Source organism: Streptomyces sp. R11 (genome assembly GCF_041051905.1).
In the GTDB taxonomy this organism is placed as follows: Bacteria; Actinomycetota; Actinomycetes; order Streptomycetales; family Streptomycetaceae; genus Streptomyces.
Window position 1 is genome coordinate 3,918,607 of sequence record NZ_CP163432.1, and the last position, 16,614, is coordinate 3,935,220.

The window sequence follows — 16,614 nt, forward strand, 5'->3', positions numbered from 1 at the left end:
ACGCAGAGCTGGCGCGACCGTATGGCGGCCGGGACGTCCCTCCTCAATCGGGCGCCGGTATCTACCGCAGTTCCGCGCAAGAGGACAGCTCTCGGCGCCGCCCCCCACCCGTAGGGGCCGCGCTACCAGGCGGCAGAAAGGCACGGGCCGTGGCATCCACGGTCACCACCGAGCCGTCGAAGGACGCGCCGGCCTCCTCCCGCCCGGGATACGGACAGCTGCTGCGCACCCGCGGCGCCTGGACGTTCCTGCTCCCCGGCTTCGCGGCCCGCCAGCCGTTCGCGATGCTGACCATCTCCATCGTGCTGCTCGTGCAGCACACCACGGGTTCCTACGGTGCGGCGGGCGCCGCCGCTGCCGTCACCGGCGTCTCCATGGCGCTGTTCGCGCCCTACAGCGGCCGCCTCGCCGACCGCTACGGCCAGCGCGCCGTCCTGATCCCCGGCGTCCTGCTGCACACCCTGTCCGGTCTGACCCTGACGACGCTCGCCCTGACCGACGCGCCCCTGTGGGCCCTGTTCGTCGCCGCCGTGCCCACCGGCGCCTCGGTGCCGCAGGTCGGGCCCATGGTGCGGGCCCGCTGGGGCGTGAAGCTCCAGGGCTCCCCCCTGATGACGACGGCCGCCGCCTTCGAGTCGGTCACCGACGAGCTGACCTTCGTCGTCGGCCCGCTGCTGGCCACCGCCCTGTGCACCGCCGTCGACCCGGCCGCGGGCCTGGTCACGGAGGCCGCGCTCACGCTGCTCGGCGGTCTGCTGTTCGCCGCGCAGAAGAGCACGCAGCCCTCGGTCACGGCCGTCGGCCACACGCGCGTGGAGCACACGCCCGCGCTGCGCATCCCCGGCGTGCGCGTGCTGATCGTGACCTTCCTCGGCATCGGCTCCGTCTTCGGCGGCATGCAGGTCTCGCTGACCGCCTTCTCCGAGTCGATCGGCGAGCCCGGCCTGAACGGCGTCCTGTACGGCACCTTCGCCGCGGGCAACATGCTCTCCGGCATCGCCTGTGGAGCCATCGCATGGAAGATGGCCCCGCAGCGCCGCCTCCTCGTCGGATACGCCGCCCTCGCCCTGACCGCGTCCGGCCTGTGGGCCGCGCACTCGGTGCTCGTCCTGGCAGGCCTCGGTCTGCTCGTCGGCATGTGCATCGCGCCCGCGCTGATCACCGGCTACACGCTGGTCGAGAGCCTGGTCCCGGCCGGCGCCCGCACCGAGGCCTTCACCTGGCTCACGGGTGCGGTCGCGCTCGGCCAGGCCGCCGCCGTCACCGTCGCCGGTCAGCTGGAGGACCGCTTCTGGGGCGGCGCCGGGTTCCTGGTGCCGATGGGCGGTACGCTCCTCGCCCTCGCGACCCTGGTGGCGCTGCGCTCGCGACTGGAGACACGGTCCGGCAGCCGCACGGTCGCACGTGGCGTGGGTCACCGCGTGCCGGTGGCAGTGGACTGAGCGGCTGGAATACGTCACTATGGACCGTCGTTAGCACTCATCGAGTGAGAGTGCCAGGAGGAAGACAGTGCCCACCTATCAGTACCAGTGCACCGAGTGCGGCGAGGGTCTCGAAGCGGTGCAGAAGTTCACCGACGACGCCCTGACCGAGTGCCCCAACTGCCAGGGCCGCCTCAAGAAGGTGTTCTCCGCGGTCGGCATCGTCTTCAAGGGCTCCGGCTTCTACCGGAACGACAGCCGCGGCTCCTCGTCGAGCAGCTCGCCGGCGTCGTCGAAGTCGTCGACGACCTCCTCGTCCGACTCGTCCTCGTCCTCGTCGTCGTCCTCCTCGGACTCGAAGTCGTCGAGCGCCGGCACCTCCTCCAGCAGCTCCGCCGCGTAGGACTCATTCCTTACGGGACCCTGTCGTCATCCGACGACGGGGTCCTCGGCGTTTCCGGGTGCGGTTAGGGTGCGGGCATGGCGAACAAGGCGAACGTGGAACTCGGCGTGATCGGCGGCTCCGGCTTCTACTCGTTCCTCGACGACGTGACCGAGATACAGGTGGACACCCCGTACGGGCCGCCGAGCGACTCCCTCTTCCTCGGCGAGATCGCCGGCCGGCGGGTGGCCTTCCTGCCCCGGCACGGACGCGGCCACCATCTGCCACCGCACCGGATCAACTACCGGGCCAACCTGTGGGCGCTGCGCTCGCTCGGCGCGCGCCAGGTGCTCGGCCCGTGCGCGGTGGGCGGGCTGCGGCCCGAGTACGGACCGGGCACGCTGCTGGTGCCGGACCAACTGGTCGACCGTACGAAGTCCCGCGTGGGGACGTACTTCGACGGACTGCCGCTGCCCGACGGCGCCGTGCCGAACGTCGTACACGTCTCCCTGGCCGACCCCTACTGCCCCACCGGTCGCGCGACCGCGCTGAAGGCGGCGCGGGGGCGGGACTGGGAGCCGGTGGACGGCGGCACGCTGGTCGTGGTCGAGGGGCCCCGCTTCTCGACCCGTGCCGAGTCGCTGTGGCACCAGGCTCAGGGCTGGTCGGTGGTGGGCATGACCGGCCACCCCGAGGCGGCTCTCGCCCGTGAACTGGAGCTCTGCTACACCTCGTTGACGCTGGTCACCGACCTGGACGCGGGTGCTGAGACCGGCGAGGGGGTCTCGCACGACGAGGTGCTGCAGGTGTTCGCGGCGAACGTGGACCGGCTGCGGGGCGTGCTGTTCGACGCGGTGGCCGCGCTGCCGGCGAACGAGGAGCGGGACTGCCTGTGCACCAAGGCGCTGGGCGGGATGGATCCGGGGTTCCAGCTTCCGTAGGGAATCTCAGTTCCGCGGGAGGGCGGAACTCCTCGTTCGGGCGAGGGAGTTCTCCACAACCGGCCGGTAGTCCACGGGCTCCGACGGGCAGCGGCGCGATGACTCATCGTGGCTTCGCAAGCCGTTCCGTCGTCGCAGGTGGTGGTCCACGTGTCCGTTGCTCCCTCGTCCCCTTCCCCTTCCCCTTCCTCCTTCCCCGTTGCCCCGCTCCCGCCGGGCACGGATGCCCCCGCCGTCTGCGAGGTGCCGCACTTCGCCCCCGTGCGGGTGCGCGGCGGGCGGTACCGGCTGCGCCGACTGGTACGGCAGCGCAGGCGGGCCGTGGCGGCAGGGCTGGCGGTTACCGCGGCGGCGCTCGTGGCGGCGGGCCCGGGTGAGGCCGACCGGGCCCGCGGGCATCCGGTGGCTGAGCCGATCCGCCCGCACCGGACCGTCGAGAGGGCGCGTGCCGTCGAGACGGTGTCCGCGCCGGTGCGGATCTCCGACGGGGCCACCGTGCGGCTGCTGCGGCCCGGCGACCGGATCGACGTGATCGCCGCGGAGGAGAACGGGGTGGGCGAGGCCCGGGTGGTCGCACGCGGGGCGCGGGTGACGAAGGTGCCCGAGCCGCTGGACACCGCCGGCGAGAGCGGGGCGCTGGTCGTGCTGTCGGTACCGCGCTCCACCGCGGCACGCCTCGCGGGCGCGAGCGCTACGGCACGGCTGGCGGTGACGCTGTGCTGAGCCGGATCACGCATGTCGTGCACATGGCACTGGATGCCCTGTCAAGTCCCTCGTTCAAGTGGCCTGATTGGACAGGATGGCGTAGCCCTGACGTAGGTTGCGGAGCTGTTCGTTCCATGACCTGCGTACGCGAGGAGAGGCTCCGCGGTGAGCGAGAAGAAGGATCCGGGCATCTGGGACGGCTTCAAGGCCTTCCTGATGCGCGGGAACGTCGTCGATCTGGCGGTCGCGGTGGTCATCGGCGCCGCGTTCACCAACATCGTCAACGCGGTGGTGAAGGGGATCATCAACCCGCTGGTCGGAGCGATCGGCACCAAGAACCTCGATCACTACAGCTCGTGCCTGAGCTCGACGTGCGAGGGCGAGCAGGGCATCCAGATCCTGTGGGGGACCGTCCTCGGCGCGACCCTCAGCTTCGTGATCACCGCGGCCGTCGTCTACTTCCTGATGGTGATGCCCATGGCGAAGTACCTGGCCCGCGCGGAGGCTCGCCGCAAGGCCAAGGAGGGTGCGCAGGAGGTCATGGAGGTGACCGAGCTGGAGGTACTCAAGGAGATCCGCGACGCGCTGGCCGCCCAGCGCGGCTCGGGGCACAACCAGCAGTAGGGGCTCAGAGGTGGTGGGGCGGCTTCTCGTCGAGGAAGCGCTTCAGGTCGGCCGCGCTGTCGCCGCCGGTACCGGGCCGCTCGCCCCAGCCACGGTCCGTGTCGTCCGAGGACTGCTGGTCCAGCGGGTCGTCGAAGACCAGCGCGGGCTTCGGCTCGCGCGGTTCGGGGGCGGCGGGGGCGGTGCTCATGCGTCCAGGGTACGGCCCGCGCGACGCTGACCCCCGCCCTGGCACACGGGTGATCCCTTACAGGAGAAATTCCCCGCTCCATCTGCTGTGCTTGTCCCCATGACGTCCAGTTCCACTCCCGCGTCGGGCTCCCCCCGCCCACCCGGACAGCGCCGCCCGCTGCGCAGGCTCACCGCCCGTGGCCGGGGTGAGGAGCACCGGGTCGCCACTCCACTGGAGCTCTTCTTCGACCTGTGCTTCGTCGTGGCCATCGCCCAGGCGGGCATCCAGTTGGTGCACGCGGTCGCCGAGAGCCACGCGGGCCAGGGGATCCTCGACTACGCGATGGTCTTCTTCGCCATCTGGTGGGCCTGGATGAACTTCACCTGGTTCGCCTCCGCCTACGACAACGACGACATCCTCTACCGGGTCGTCACCCTGCTCCAGATCGCCGGTGTGCTGGTCCTGGCGGCCGGGATCTCCCGCGCGTTCGAGGAGCACGAGTACCTCGCGGTGCTGCTGGGCTATGTGATCATGCGGCTGGCCCTGGTCGGGCAGTGGCTGCGGGTGGCCAGGTCGAGTGAGGGCCCGGAGCGGACAATGGCCCTGCGGTACGCCGGCGGCGTGCTGCTGTGCCAGATCGGCTGGGTGGGACTGGTGCTCCTGCCCGAGGACGCCAGACCCTGGCTGTTCCTGGTGATGGCGATCCTGGAGATGTGCGTGCCTCCGTTCGCGGAGCGGGACCACCCCACGTCCTGGCACCCTCATCACATCGCCGAGCGGTACGGGCTGTTCACGATCATCGTGCTCGGCGAGACCATCGCGGCGGCCACGGTGGCGGTGAAGACCGGCATCGACGAGAACGACGCGCTGGGCGATGTGCTGCCGATCGCCGCGGGTGGGCTGCTGATCATCTTCGCCGCCTGGTGGATCTACTTCGTGGTGCCGATCCACGGCCATCTGCGCTCCAACAGACAGGCGTTCCTGTGGGGCTACGGCCATTACGTGGTGTTCGCGTCGGCGGCCGCGATCGGCGCGGGTCTGGAGGTGGCGGTGGAGCAGACCGTGGGCAAGGCGCACATCTCGACGCTGGCCGCGTCGGCCGCGGTGACCCTGCCGACGGCGCTCTATCTCCTCACGGTCTGGCTGCTCCACTCGCGCTACTTCAAGGTGGGCATCGCCCAGCAGTTGGTGCTGCCGACCACGGCACTGCTGGTGATCTGCTGCACGTTCCTGGGCGACTGGGCGGTACTCGTGGCCGGCATCGTCACGGCGCTGGCGGTGGTGACCGGGGAGACACTGACGGCCAGAAGGTCCGCCCGCGGGCGCGGGACGACGGCGGAGACGCCGCTCACCTGACACGTGGGGCCGGTCGGGCGCCGGTATCGCCCCGGCGGCCCCGTCCGGCCGGACTTCGCGGGACCGCACCGGTGGCTGGACGAGACTGGGCCCATGACAGTTGACGCACTGACAGATGTCGCCGGGCTGCGGGTGGGCCATGCGACGCGCACCGGCGACGGTTGGCTGACCGGCACCACGGTCGTCCTGGCGCCCGAGGGCGGGGCCGTCGCCGCCGTGGACGTACGCGGCGGCGGCCCCGGCACCAAGGAGACGGACGCACTCGATCCGCGCAACCTCGTGCAGAAGGTCGAGGCGATCGTGCTGACCGGGGGCAGCGCGTACGGGCTGGACGCGGCGTCCGGGGTGATGGCCTGGTTGGAGGAGCAACGGCGCGGGGTGCGGGTCGGGGTGGATCCGGCTCATATCGTGCCGGTGGTGCCCGCCGCGTGTGTCTTCGATCTCGGCCGGGGCGGCGACTTCCGGGCGAGGCCGGACGCGGCCACCGGGCGGGCTGCGGTCGAGGCGGCCGCGGCGAGCGAACCGGGCGCCCCGGTGCGGGAGGGCTGCGTGGGCGCCGGTACGGGTGCGACGGTGGGTCCGGTGAAGGGCGGGATCGGCACCGCGAGCGTCGTCCTCGACTCGGGGATCACGGTGGCCGCGCTGGTGGTGGCCAACGCGGCGGGGTCGGCCGTGGATCCCGAAACCGGGGTTCTGTACGGGGAGTTGTTCCAGGGGCGCGTGGACTACCCGGAGGAGAGCGTCCACGAGGCCGCGCGGCGGCGCCTCGCCGAGAGCGCGGCGAAGAACGCGCCACCCCCGCTCAACACCACGCTCGCGGTGGTCGCCACCGACGCGGAACTGACGAAGGCGCAGGCGCAGAAGCTGGCCGGGACGGCGCACGACGGCATCGCGCGGGCCGTACGGCCGGTGCATCTGCTCAACGACGGGGACACCGTGTTCGCGCTGGCCACCGGGGACCGCCGGCTCGACGCCGGGCAGCCTCTCGCGCTGAACGAGCTTCTCGCGGCGGGCGCGGACGCGTTGACGCGCGCGATCGTGCGGGCCGTGCGGGCGGCGGTGTCGGTGGACGGTCCGGGTGGATTGTGGCCGTCGTACGGGGAGTTGTACGGGGAAGGGTGACGGGGACCGTTGTCGGGAAGCGGTAGCGAGGGGCTCCCGGGCGGGCGCCGCGGGCGATTGTCCCGGTTGTGTCACGTGATGGCGTTCACGGCGCACGTTGGGAACCCGGTCCCGTGGCGGTGGCCTCTTCCACCGTGGAACGGAACGGATCCCGCAGATCGCATGAAGATGGAGTAAATCGTGACAACGCCGAACATAGCAGCGCGGCGCGCAGTGGGGGCCTGTGCCGCCCTGATGATCGGCGCTCTGACGCTCACCGCCTGCGGTGGGAGCGCCAACGCCGATCACGAGGACGGAAAGGGCGGCAATGGCTCGTCCAAGACTTCCGCAGCGCAGATCGCGATCTCGGCGAAGGACGGCTCGACGGGGGCGTCGATCAACTCGACCGGTGTGAAGGTCAGTGACGGCAAGCTGACCGAGGTGAAGATGACGGTGGCCGGGACGGGGCAGGCCGTGCCGGGCTCCCTGACCGCCGACGGGGTCAGCTGGAAGCCGAAGGAGCAGCTGGAGCGGGGGACGAAGTACCAGATCTCGGCCACCGCGAAGGACGCCGACGGGCGCGGTGCCGCGGCCGACTCGACCTTCACGACGGTGTCCAAGGCCAACAGCTTCATCGGGACGTACACGCCCGACGACGGCACCACGGTCGGCGTGGGCATGCCGGTGTCGTTCAACTTCGACAAGGCGATCACCAACAAGAAGGACGTCCAGTCGCACATCACCGTCACCTCCAGCAGCGGCCAGAAGGTGGTCGGGCACTGGTTCAACGGGCAGCGGCTCGACTTCCGGCCCGAGGAGTACTGGAAGGCCGGCTCCAAGGTCACGATGAAGGTCGACCTGGACGGGGTCGAGGGCGCGAACGGTGTCCAGGGGGTGCAGAAGAAGACGGTCACCTTCACCGTCGGGCGCTCGCAGGTCTCCACGGTCGACGTCAGCACGCAGACGATGACGGTCGTGCGTGACGGCAAGACGGTCAAGTCGGTGCCGATCTCGGCGGGCAGCTCGGAGTTCTCCACCTACAACGGGCAGATGGTGATCTCCGAGAAGTACAAGAAGGTCCGTATGGACAGCCGCACGGTCGATCTCGCCAACGCGTACGACATCAAGGACGTGCCGAACGCGATGCGGCTGACGCAGTCGGGGACCTTCCTGCACGGCAACTACTGGTACAACCAGGGCAACCCGCCCTTCGGCCGCCAGGGCACCAGCCATGGCTGCGTCGGTCTGCAGGACATGAAGGGCGGGCAGGGGGACACCCCCGCCAAGTGGTTCTACGACAGCTCGATCCTCGGTGACGTGGTGATCGTCAAGAACTCCCCCGACAAGACCGTGACGCCGGACAACGGGCTCAACGGCTGGAACATGTCGTGGAACGAGTGGGTCGCCGGCAGCGCCGCGTGACCCACTGAAGTACCGTCCGAGCAGGGATTCTTGACAGTTCGTCGGGCCGCGCGGGAACTTCTCGCGCGGCCCGCGCGTTTTGCCGGACGTACGTTTTCTCGGTTCCCGGACATGATGTCCGACCGAGGGGCTACGGTATGCACCCACAAGGTGACATGCAGCAACGCCGGGAGAAACCTTGAGCGTTCCGTACGAGACGGCAGCGTACGAACCCCCCGAGTCGCCGGAGTCTCCGGAGGAGCACCTCGCGCGACTCCTGGGCCGTGCCCTGAACTCGTTCGAGCTGCCCGACGAGACGATACGGCGGCTCGACTGCGCGCTGGCTCACGACAGCTCGCTGCACTCCGCGCACCACAGCGCGGGGCTGCATCGGGAGACCTACCGGCATACCTGGCTGCTCGCCGACGGGTCGGCGCTCACGCTGTGGGAGCTCGTCCACAACACCGCGCGGGGCCGGGCCCCGCAGCACGAGGTGTACGTCGACGAGGAGGAGCTGCGCGCGGCGACCGGGCGGCTGCCGCTGCCGCCGGACGCGCCGGACTTCGAACTGCCGGTGACGGTGCAGCTGTCGCCGATCCCCGCGCCCCGGCACGCCTATGTGCCGGACGACTCGGCGGACCACGCGCGCCGGCTGCTGCGCCGCGCGGAGAACCCGGACCGGCCGGACGCGGCCACGGCCGCCCTGCTGACCAAGGCGTTCGCCCACCAGATCACCCAGGCCTTCGGCCGCCCGAGCCGCGCAGGCCGCCCCGGGCTCTGCTTCTCCCTCTACGAGCACGCCTTCCTGCTCGGCGACGGCAAGGAGATCTCCCTGTGGGAGGTCGAGCACACGGCCACGCCCGACGGCCGGCACATGTGCGAGGTGTACACCAGCGAGGACGCGGCCCGCGACGCGATGGAACGGCGGGCTGCGCAGGTGCCGTAGGGGTGGGGCGGGGGCCGTGGGGGCGGCGCAGGTGCCGGAGGCGGCAGCGTGGTGCCGCAGGCGGTGGGCGCAGATGCCGGAGGTGGCGAGCACAGGCCCCGATGGTGGCGAGCGCAGGTGGCCGAACCAGGCGCCGACGGAGCCGCCGGCCCGTCCCAGCGGCGCAGCCGTTCAGGCGGCGCCGGCCCTTCAGCGGCTGTCGTCCAGTTGGCGCACCAGGCCGGCGAACGCGTCCCGTTCTGCCGGGGTCAGTTCCACGGCTTCCAGGGCGGGGGCGGTCTGCCGTTGGGGAGGGAGGCCGGGGAGTGCCCAGGGGGTGGTCTCGGGGCGGGTGCGGCGCAGGAGGCGGGCCAGCCCCATCACCCACAGCACGGCCGCCAGGGCGAGGACGACGGGGCCCAGCAGCTGGATGATCGAGACGTTCTCAGGCATACGCTCCAGTAGACAACACGGTCCGGGCCATTGGGCCCGGACCGTGACGTATCTCGCAGGTGCCGTGAACAACTCACAGCGCCCCAAAGGGACAAGCCGGAGGCCTGCCCGGCGGACGGCTTATGCCGCCACCGGCTGCTTCGCCGCCGGGGTCGCCGCCGACGGGGGCTCGGCGGCTGCGGTGCCCCCGGGGGTCGTCCCGCGCATGCCCTTCAGGACGATGACCAGGCCCGCTGTGACCGCCGTACCGGCCGCGATGGCCAGCAGGTAGAGGAACGGCTTGCCGATCAGGAAGGTGACCCAGATGCCGCCGTGCGGGGCGCGCAGGGTCGACCCGAAGGCCATGGTGAGCGCACCGGTGACCGCGCCGCCCGCCATGGAGGCGGGGATCACGCGCAGCGGGTCGGCCGCCGCGAAGGGGATCGCGCCCTCGGAGATGAAGGAGGCTCCCAGGACCCAGGCGGCCTTGCCGTTCTCACGCTCGGCTGTGGTGAACAGCTTCTTGCGGATCGTGGTGGCGAGGGCCATGCCGAGCGGCGGGACCATGCCGGCGGCCATCACGGCGGCCATGATCTTCATCGCGGAGTCGCTCGGCGCCGCGACCGAGATCCCGGCCGTCGCGAAGGTGTAGGCCACCTTGTTGACCGGGCCGCCGAGGTCGAAGCACATCATCAGGCCGAGCAGGACGCCGAGCAGGATGGCGTTGGTGCCGGAGAGGCTGTTCAGCCAGTCGGTCAGGCCCTTCTGCGCCTCGGAGATCGGCTTGCCGATCACCACGAACATCAGGAAGCCGACGACCGCCGAGGAGACCAGCGGGATCACCACCACCGGCATGATGCCGCGCAGCACCGGTGGGATGTTGATCCGCTGGATGCCGAGGACGACCCCACCCGCGATGAGACCGGCGACCAGACCGCCGAGGAAGCCCGCGCCGATCGTCACGGAGATCGCACCGCCGACGAAGCCGGGCACGAGTCCGGGGCGGTCCGCCATGCCGTACGCGATGTATCCGGCGAGGACCGGGACGAGGAAGCCGAAGGCCGCCGCGCCGATCTGGAACAGCAGCGCGCCCCAGCTGTCGACCTGCCCCCAGTCGAAGTGCTCGGTGACCGACTTGGCCTCGTTGATCTGGTAGCCGCCGATCGCGAAGCCGAGGGCGATCAGCAGACCGCCCGCCGCGACGAACGGGACCATGTAGCTCACGCCGGACATCAGCCACTTGCGCAGCTTGGTGCCGTAGCCCTCGCCGGGCTCGCCCGCGCGCTCGACCGGGGTGCCGCCGCCGGGCCGGGCGGCGCCGGTGACCTCGCCGCGCTCTGCTTTGGCGCGGACCTCGGAGATGAGTGCGGCGGGGCGGTTGATGCCCGCCTTCACGCCGACGTCGACGGTCGGCTTCCCGGCGAACCGGTCCTTCTCCCGTACGGCCACGTCGTGCGCGAAGATCACGCCGTCCGCCGCGGCGATCACGGCCGGGTCGAGCCGGGTGAAGCCGGCCGAGCCCTGCGTCTCGACGACCAGTTCGACGCCCGCCTCGCGGCCCGCGTTCTCCAGGGACTCGGCCGCCATGTAGGTGTGGGCGATGCCGGTCGGGCACGAGGTGACGGCGACGATACGGAAGGGGCGGTCGCCGGGGGCCTCGGCGGGGCCTTCGGATGAAGCGCCCTCGGCGGGGGTGGTGGTGCCCGTGGCGTCGTCGGCGGAGGCCGCCACCGACGACGCCACGGAGTCTTGGGAACCTCCGGAGACTCCGGAGCCTGCGGAACCGGCGGTGTCGCCCGTCCCTCCCGCCGTGGCCGCCGCTTCCGCCGTGGCCGCCGCTTCCGCCTCAGGCTCGTCCCCCCGAATCAGCGCCGCCGCCGACGCCGCATCCCCCGCCGACCGCAGCGCGCCCGTGAACTCGGGGTTCATCAGTTGCCGTGCCAGCGACGACAGGATCGTCAGGTGGGCGTCGTCCGCGCCCGCCGGAGCCGCGATCAGGAAGATCAGGTCGGCAGGGCCGTCCGTGGCGCCGAAGTCGATGCCGGCGGCACTGCGCCCGAAGGCGAGCGTCGGCTCGGTGACGTGCTCGCTGCGGCAGTGCGGGATGCCGATGCCGCCGTCGAGGCCGGTCGGCATCTGTGCCTCGCGGGCGGCCACGTCGGCGAGGAAGCCCTCCAGGTCGGTCACCCGGCCCAGGGCCACCATGCGCTCGGCGAGGGCGCGCGCCGCCGCGTCCTTGGTGTCGGCGGACAGGTCGAGATCGACCAGGTCCGCGGTGATCATGTCGCTCATCGCGGGCTCCTTCGCTCGCGTATCGCCCGGGGAGTCTGGTGGGCGGTGAAGGGGACGGGGGTGCCGTGGGGGGCGGCATGAATGCGGTGGGGGGAGGCGGGGACAGGGGAGGCGAGGCCGGGGAGAACCCGCCTCCCCCGGGCGGCAGAGCGGCTCAGGTTGCCCTGCCGTCCGTCGGTGGCCGTGAGTAACGCTGAGCTTCGCCGGTCACGGTCCGGATCGGCAAGAACTGTGACAACCGCGACATTCGTCATGACGCCGGCTCCTTCAGTACGCGGTCCACCGGCACCTCGGCCGTGACCGTCACTGCGGACGGGTCCAGATCGGCAGGCGAGGGCATCACGCTGCCGGGCAGCTGTACGGCTGCCGCGCCGTGCGCGACGGCGGAGGCGAGCGCCTCGGGCCCCGCTCCCCCGGCGATCAGAAAGCCGGCGAGGGATGAGTCACCGGCGCCGACATTGCTGCGTACGACGTCCACGCGCGCGCTGCCGAACCAGGCGCCCGAGCCGTCCACGAGCAGTTGCCCGTCGGCGCCCAGGCTCGCCAGTACGGCGCCGGCGCCCATCTCGCGCAGCTCCTCGGCGGCCTTCAACGCGTCGCCCACGGTGGTCAGGGGGCGTCCGACGGCCTCCGAGAGCTCCTCGGCGTTCGGCTTCACCACGTCGGGCCGGGCACGCAGCGCTTCGAGGAGGGCGCGTCCGGAGGTGTCCAGCGCGATCCGCGCGCCGCCCGCGTGCGCCCGGGTGACGACATCGGCGTACCAGGACGCGGCGAGCCCTCGCGGCAGGCTGCCGCAGCAGGCGATCCAGTCGGCGTCGGGCGACTGCTCGCGGACCGTCTCCAGCAGGAGTTCCTGCTCGGCGGCCGACAGCTGCGGCCCGGGCGCGTTGATCTTCGTGAGCACGCCGTCCGACTCCGCGAGCGCGATGTTGGACCGGGTGGCACCGGCGACCGGCACCGGTGCGACCTCGATGCCCTGCGCGTCGAGCAGGTCGGCGACGAGCGCGCCGGGCGCACCGCCCAGGGGCAGAACCGCGACCGTGCGCTGCCCGGCGGCCGTCACGGCGCGCGAGACGTTCACGCCCTTGCCGCCCGGGTCCATGCGCTCGCCCGTGGCGCGTATGACCTCGCCGCGGTCGAGGGCCGGGACCTCGTAGGTGCGGTCCAGGGACGGGTTCGGGGTGACGGTGAGGATCATGCGCGCACTACTTCCGTGCCGCCGCGCTCGATCGCGGCGGCGTCTTCGGGGCTCAGCCCGCTGTCGGTGATCAGCAGGTCCACATCGCTCAGGTCACCGAAGCGGGCGAAGTGCTCCTGGCCGTGCTTGGAGGAGTCGGCGAGCAGCACCACGCGGCGGGCCGCGGCCACCGCGGCCCGCTTCACCGCCGCCTCGGCGAGATCCGGGGTGGTCAGACCGTGCTCGGCGGAGAAGCCGTTGGCCGCGACGAACAGGACGTCGGCGCGGATCTCGCCGTACGCGCGCAGCGCCCAGGCGTCCACGGCGGCGCGCGTACGGTGCCGTACCCGCCCCCCGACCAGGTGCAGCTGGATGCCGGGGTGGTCCGCGAGGCGGGCCGCGATCGGCAGGCTGTGCGTGACGACGGTGAGGGATGCCTCCAGCGGCAGCGCGGCGGCCAGGCGGGCCACCGTCGTACCGGCGTCGAGGATCATCGTGCCCTCGGTCGGCAGCTCGGCGACGGCCGCCTTCGCGACCCGGTCCTTCTCGTCGGCCGCCGTCGACTCGCGCTCGGCGAGATCCGGCTCGAAGTCCAGGCGCCCGGCCGGGATCGCGCCACCGTGCACTCGACGCAGGAGCCCGGCGCGGTCGAGGGCCTTCAGATCACGGCGGATCGTCTCCGCCGTGACCTGGAACTCCTCGGCCAGCGACAGGACGTCCACTCGGCCGCCGTCACGGGCGAGGCGGAGGATCTCCTGCTGCCGCTCCGGTGCGTACATGTCCGTTCGCCTCCGAACTGTGCCCGAACTTGTGGTTTCAGCGGGAGGCTACGCCTGGATTTCCGGAAAGTAAACAGGTTCGGGCTCAATCGGGCATGAACGGGAATGCCGAGGGGCCCGGCACCGAAGTGCCGGGCCCCTCCCCCGCTCTCGGGATCTGCTCCGAGGTTCTACCGGCCGGTCCCGCTCTCAGGGCACCAGCACGGGCTCCTTCTCCGGTGCCGACGACGGCTCCTGAGCCGCTCCCTCGACATGCTGCCCGGGCCGCTTCGGCAGCGCGAACATCAGCAGGAAGATGACGGCCATCACCGCGGCCACCCAGCCCAGCGCGTGCTGGAAGCCGTCGGCGAAGGCCGCGCCCACCGCCGGACCCTGCGCCGACTCGGTCAGCTGATCGTCGATGACGCCGAAGAAGACCACGGACACCAGGCCGAGGCCGAGCGCGTTGCCCATCTGCTGCACGGTGTTGATCAGGCCCGACGCCGAACCGGAGTGCTCGCGCGGCACCTCCGACAGGATCGCGTCCGTCAGCGGGGCCACGATCAGGCCCATGCCGACACCCATGACGATCAGGGGCAGGGCCATCTGCCAGGGCGCGATGGAAAGGCCGTAGTGGTCGGACTCCCAGATGTAGAGCAGGACGCCGAGCGCCATCACCAGCGCGCCCGCCTGCAGCACCTTGCGGCCGAAGCGCGGCACCAGCGCCTGCACGGACATGCCGGCCGCCACCGAGACCGCGATCGAGAACGGGATCCCGGTCAGGCCCGCCTTGAGCGGGCTCCAGCCCAGCCCGAACTGCATGTACATCGTCCAGACCAGGAAGAAGATGCCGAGCGCCACACCGAACACGGTCTGCACCGCGATGCCCGCCGCGAAGCTCTTCACCTTGAACAGCGACAGTTCGACGAGCGGGGAGCCGTCGCGGCCGGCCTTGCGCCTCTCGTACGCCACCAGCACCGCGAGGACGACGAGCGCGCCCGCCATCGACACGTACCCCCACAGCGGCCAGCCCAGCTCACGGCCACGGGTCAGCGGGTACAGCAGCATCAGCAGGCCGAGCGTGACGAGGGCGACGCCGACCAGGTCCAGCTTCAGTGCCTTCGGCGCCTTGGACTCGGTGATGTAGCGGCTGCCGAGGATCAGGCCCGCGATGCCGACCGGGAGGTTGATGAGGAAGATCGGGCGCCATTCGAGGCCGAACAGGTTCCACTCCGTCAGCAGGGCGCCGAGCAGCGGGCCGGTGACCGCGCCGAGTCCCACGACCGCTCCGAACAGGCCGAAGACCTTGCCGCGTTCGTGCGCCGGGAACGTGGCGTGCACGATCGACAGGACCTGCGGGACCATCAGCGCCGCCATCGCGCCCTGCAGGATGCGGGAGGCGACCAGCATCTCCGGGTTCGCCGCGAAGCCGCACAGCGCCGAGGCGACCGTGAAGCCGCCGATGCCGATGAGGAACAGCCGCTTGCGGCCGTGGATGTCGCCGAGACGGCCACCCGTGATCAGACCCGCGGCGAAGGCGAGAGCATAACCGGCGGTGATCCACTGGATCTGGCTGAAGCTCGCGCCGGCCTCCCGCTGGATCGAGGGGATGGCGATGTTGACGATCGTGACGTCGACGAGGTCCATGAAGGCCGCGGTCATCACGATCGCCAGGGCGAACCATCGGCGGCGATCGCCCGGGGCGGGCTGAGGTGTGGGTGACGTTTCGGAGGAGGTCATGCATCGAAGATAGGACCCCATTAGGTCAGGTCGTGTCCTACTTGTAGGGGATCCTCGGATGCATGACGACGGATACTCCGGCACGGCTCCTGACTCTTCTCTCCCTGCTTCAGACGCCCCGCGAATGGCCCGGCGGCGAACTCGCCGACCGGCTCGGGGTGTCCAGGCGTACGGTGCGGCGGGACATCGACCGGCTGCGGGAGCTGGGATATCCCGTGCAGGCGACCATGGGTGCCGACGGGGGCTACCGCCTTGTCGCCGGCAAGGCGATGCCGCCGCTCGTCCTCGACGACGAGGAGGCCGTGGCGATCGCGGTCGGGCTGCGGGCGGGGGCCGGGCACGCGGTGGAGGGGGTGGAGGAGGCGTCCGTGCGGGCGCTGGCGAAGCTGGAGCAGGTGCTGCCCTCGCGGCTGCGGCACCGGGTGTCCACGCTGCAGGCCGCGACCACGCCGCTGACCAGTGGGGACGGGGCGAGTATCGCGCCCGAGACGCTGACCGTGATGGCGGCGAGCGTGGCGGGGCAGGAGCGGTTGCGCTTCGCGTATCGGGCGGGGGACGGGACGGGGTCGCGGCGGCTGGTCGAGCCGTATCGGCTGGTGTCGACGGGGCGGCGCTGGTACCTCGTCGCGTACGACCTCGACCGGGGGGACTGGCGGACGTTCCGGGTCGACCGGGTGAGCGAGCCGTTCGCCACGGGGGCGCGGTTCGCTCCGCGGGAGTTGCCCACGGGCAGTGCGGCGGAGTATCTGCGGCAGTCGATGTGGCGGCGGCAGGGGACGTACGAGTTCGCGGTCACGTTCGCCGCGTCCGCCGAGGTGGTGAGCGCTCGGTTGCCGGGGTGGCTGGGGGTGCCCGAGCCGCTGGGGGCGGAGCGGTGTCGGTTGCGGGGGACCACGGGTGATCCCGTTGAGTGGATGGGGGTGCGGTTGGCGATGGTGGGGTGTGAGTTCGTGGTGGAGGCGCCGGAGGAACTGGTGCTGTGCGTACGGGAGTTGGGGGGGCCGGCTGGGGCGGGGGGGGGGCGCCCGGGGCCGGGTGAGTGGAGTGCCTGCGACGGCCCGCTCGGGTGAGTGGGGGTGCGGGTAGCGCCTGCGGGTGTGGGGTGGTCGGGGCCGTGCCGGGGGTGTCCGTCCTCGGCCGGGCGGTTGCTGTCGGGCAAGAGGGGCTGTCTCTTGACGCCCGCCGCT

General features: G+C 71.5%; 16 protein-coding genes. 10 read left to right on the top strand and 6 right to left on the bottom strand.

Annotated elements, in window-relative coordinates:
• Nucleotides 1-149: 149 nt before the first annotated feature.
• From AB5J55_RS17740 to mscL, 5 genes are all read left to right on the top strand, one after another.
• A complete protein-coding gene (locus AB5J55_RS17740; RefSeq protein ID WP_369271624.1) occupies nucleotides 150-1,442 on the top strand; it encodes an MFS transporter in 1,293 nt (430 codons plus the stop codon).
• 67 nt (nucleotides 1,443-1,509) lie between these two features.
• The gene (locus AB5J55_RS17745) at nucleotides 1,510-1,824 is read left to right on the top strand and encodes an FmdB family zinc ribbon protein (protein WP_369271625.1); all 315 of its coding nucleotides are present in this window, start codon (nucleotides 1,510-1,512) and stop codon (nucleotides 1,822-1,824) included.
• Between the two features lie 77 nt (nucleotides 1,825-1,901).
• Entirely contained in the window at nucleotides 1,902-2,744 is an 843-nt protein-coding gene (locus AB5J55_RS17750; RefSeq protein ID WP_369271626.1) for an S-methyl-5'-thioadenosine phosphorylase, read from the top strand.
• Nucleotides 2,745-2,894: 150 nt separating this feature from the next.
• A complete protein-coding gene (locus AB5J55_RS17755) occupies nucleotides 2,895-3,467 on the top strand; it encodes a hypothetical protein (protein ID WP_369271627.1) in 573 nt (190 codons plus the stop codon).
• 147 nt (nucleotides 3,468-3,614) lie between these two features.
• Nucleotides 3,615-4,073 carry a large conductance mechanosensitive channel protein MscL gene (gene mscL, locus AB5J55_RS17760; protein ID WP_369271628.1) on the top strand — a complete coding sequence of 153 codons (459 nt, stop codon included), beginning with the start codon at nucleotides 3,615-3,617 and terminating at the stop codon, nucleotides 4,071-4,073.
• A 4-nt stretch (nucleotides 4,074-4,077) separates the two neighbouring features.
• Here mscL and AB5J55_RS17765 read toward each other — a convergent pair whose 3' ends face one another.
• A complete protein-coding gene (locus AB5J55_RS17765; RefSeq protein WP_362384496.1) occupies nucleotides 4,078-4,263 on the bottom strand; it encodes a hypothetical protein in 186 nt (61 codons plus the stop codon).
• A gap of 99 nt (nucleotides 4,264-4,362) precedes the next feature.
• Between AB5J55_RS17765 and AB5J55_RS17770 the strand changes: the two genes are divergently transcribed.
• The 4 genes from AB5J55_RS17770 (at nucleotide 4,363) to AB5J55_RS17785 (ending at nucleotide 9,049) form a co-directional block, all read left to right on the top strand.
• Nucleotides 4,363-5,601, top strand: coding sequence for a low temperature requirement protein A (locus AB5J55_RS17770; protein ID WP_369271629.1), 1,239 nt, complete (start codon nucleotides 4,363-4,365; stop codon nucleotides 5,599-5,601).
• Nucleotides 5,602-5,694: 93 nt separating this feature from the next.
• Nucleotides 5,695-6,723, top strand: a complete 1,029-nt coding sequence (locus AB5J55_RS17775) for a P1 family peptidase (protein WP_369271630.1) — start codon at nucleotides 5,695-5,697, stop codon at nucleotides 6,721-6,723.
• Nucleotides 6,724-6,903: 180 nt separating this feature from the next.
• Nucleotides 6,904-8,124, top strand: coding sequence for an Ig-like domain-containing protein (locus AB5J55_RS17780; RefSeq protein ID WP_369271631.1), 1,221 nt, complete (start codon nucleotides 6,904-6,906; stop codon nucleotides 8,122-8,124).
• Between the two features lie 178 nt (nucleotides 8,125-8,302).
• Nucleotides 8,303-9,049 carry a DUF6227 family protein gene (locus tag AB5J55_RS17785; RefSeq protein WP_369271632.1) on the top strand — a complete coding sequence of 249 codons (747 nt, stop codon included), beginning with the start codon at nucleotides 8,303-8,305 and terminating at the stop codon, nucleotides 9,047-9,049.
• A gap of 189 nt (nucleotides 9,050-9,238) precedes the next feature.
• On the opposite strand, the gene AB5J55_RS17790 is transcribed toward AB5J55_RS17785, so the two are convergent.
• The 5 genes from AB5J55_RS17790 to AB5J55_RS17810 all read right to left on the bottom strand — a co-directional run bounded on the left by AB5J55_RS17790 (nucleotide 9,239) and on the right by AB5J55_RS17810 (nucleotide 15,427).
• Nucleotides 9,239-9,481, bottom strand: coding sequence for a hypothetical protein (locus AB5J55_RS17790; RefSeq protein ID WP_369271633.1), 243 nt, complete (start codon nucleotides 9,479-9,481; stop codon nucleotides 9,239-9,241).
• A gap of 120 nt (nucleotides 9,482-9,601) precedes the next feature.
• Entirely contained in the window at nucleotides 9,602-11,752 is a 2,151-nt protein-coding gene (locus tag AB5J55_RS17795) for a fructose-specific PTS transporter subunit EIIC (protein WP_369271634.1), read from the bottom strand.
• A 250-nt stretch (nucleotides 11,753-12,002) separates the two neighbouring features.
• Complete coding sequence (gene pfkB, locus AB5J55_RS17800) at nucleotides 12,003-12,950, bottom strand: 1-phosphofructokinase (protein WP_369271635.1); 948 nt, start codon at nucleotides 12,948-12,950, stop codon at nucleotides 12,003-12,005.
• Nucleotides 12,947-13,708 (bottom strand): DeoR/GlpR family DNA-binding transcription regulator, encoded by a 762-nt coding sequence (locus AB5J55_RS17805; protein WP_369271636.1) that lies wholly within the window; start codon nucleotides 13,706-13,708, stop codon nucleotides 12,947-12,949. The genes pfkB and AB5J55_RS17805 overlap by 4 nt, the downstream gene beginning before the upstream one ends.
• Nucleotides 13,709-13,897: 189 nt before the next feature.
• The gene (locus tag AB5J55_RS17810) at nucleotides 13,898-15,427 is read right to left on the bottom strand and encodes an MFS transporter (protein WP_369271637.1); all 1,530 of its coding nucleotides are present in this window, start codon (nucleotides 15,425-15,427) and stop codon (nucleotides 13,898-13,900) included.
• Between the two features lie 62 nt (nucleotides 15,428-15,489).
• On the opposite strand from AB5J55_RS17810, the gene AB5J55_RS17815 reads away from it, so the two are divergent.
• Complete coding sequence (locus AB5J55_RS17815; protein ID WP_369271638.1) at nucleotides 15,490-16,497, top strand: helix-turn-helix transcriptional regulator; 1,008 nt, start codon at nucleotides 15,490-15,492, stop codon at nucleotides 16,495-16,497.
• The last annotated feature ends 117 nt before the right edge of the window (nucleotides 16,498-16,614 follow it).

Bases quoted from the DNA above. Each gene is read 5' to 3' on its own strand.
- AB5J55_RS17790 (WP_369271633.1), bottom strand. From the start codon at position 9,481: ATGCCTGAGAACGTCTCGATCATCCAGCTGCTGGGCCCCGTCGTCCTC.
- pfkB (WP_369271635.1), bottom strand. From the start codon at position 12,950: ATGATCCTCACCGTCACCCCGAACCCGTCCCTGGACCGCACCTACGAG.
- AB5J55_RS17765 (WP_362384496.1), bottom strand. From the start codon at position 4,263: ATGAGCACCGCCCCCGCCGCCCCCGAACCGCGCGAGCCGAAGCCCGCG.
- AB5J55_RS17805 (WP_369271636.1), bottom strand. From the start codon at position 13,708: ATGTACGCACCGGAGCGGCAGCAGGAGATCCTCCGCCTCGCCCGTGAC.
- AB5J55_RS17770 (WP_369271629.1), top strand. From the start codon at position 4,363: ATGACGTCCAGTTCCACTCCCGCGTCGGGCTCCCCCCGCCCACCCGGA.
- AB5J55_RS17815 (WP_369271638.1), top strand. From the start codon at position 15,490: ATGACGACGGATACTCCGGCACGGCTCCTGACTCTTCTCTCCCTGCTT.
- AB5J55_RS17750 (WP_369271626.1), top strand. From the start codon at position 1,902: ATGGCGAACAAGGCGAACGTGGAACTCGGCGTGATCGGCGGCTCCGGC.
- AB5J55_RS17795 (WP_369271634.1), bottom strand. From the start codon at position 11,752: ATGAGCGACATGATCACCGCGGACCTGGTCGATCTCGACCTGTCCGCC.
- AB5J55_RS17775 (WP_369271630.1), top strand. From the start codon at position 5,695: ATGACAGTTGACGCACTGACAGATGTCGCCGGGCTGCGGGTGGGCCAT.
- AB5J55_RS17810 (WP_369271637.1), bottom strand. From the start codon at position 15,427: ATGACCTCCTCCGAAACGTCACCCACACCTCAGCCCGCCCCGGGCGAT.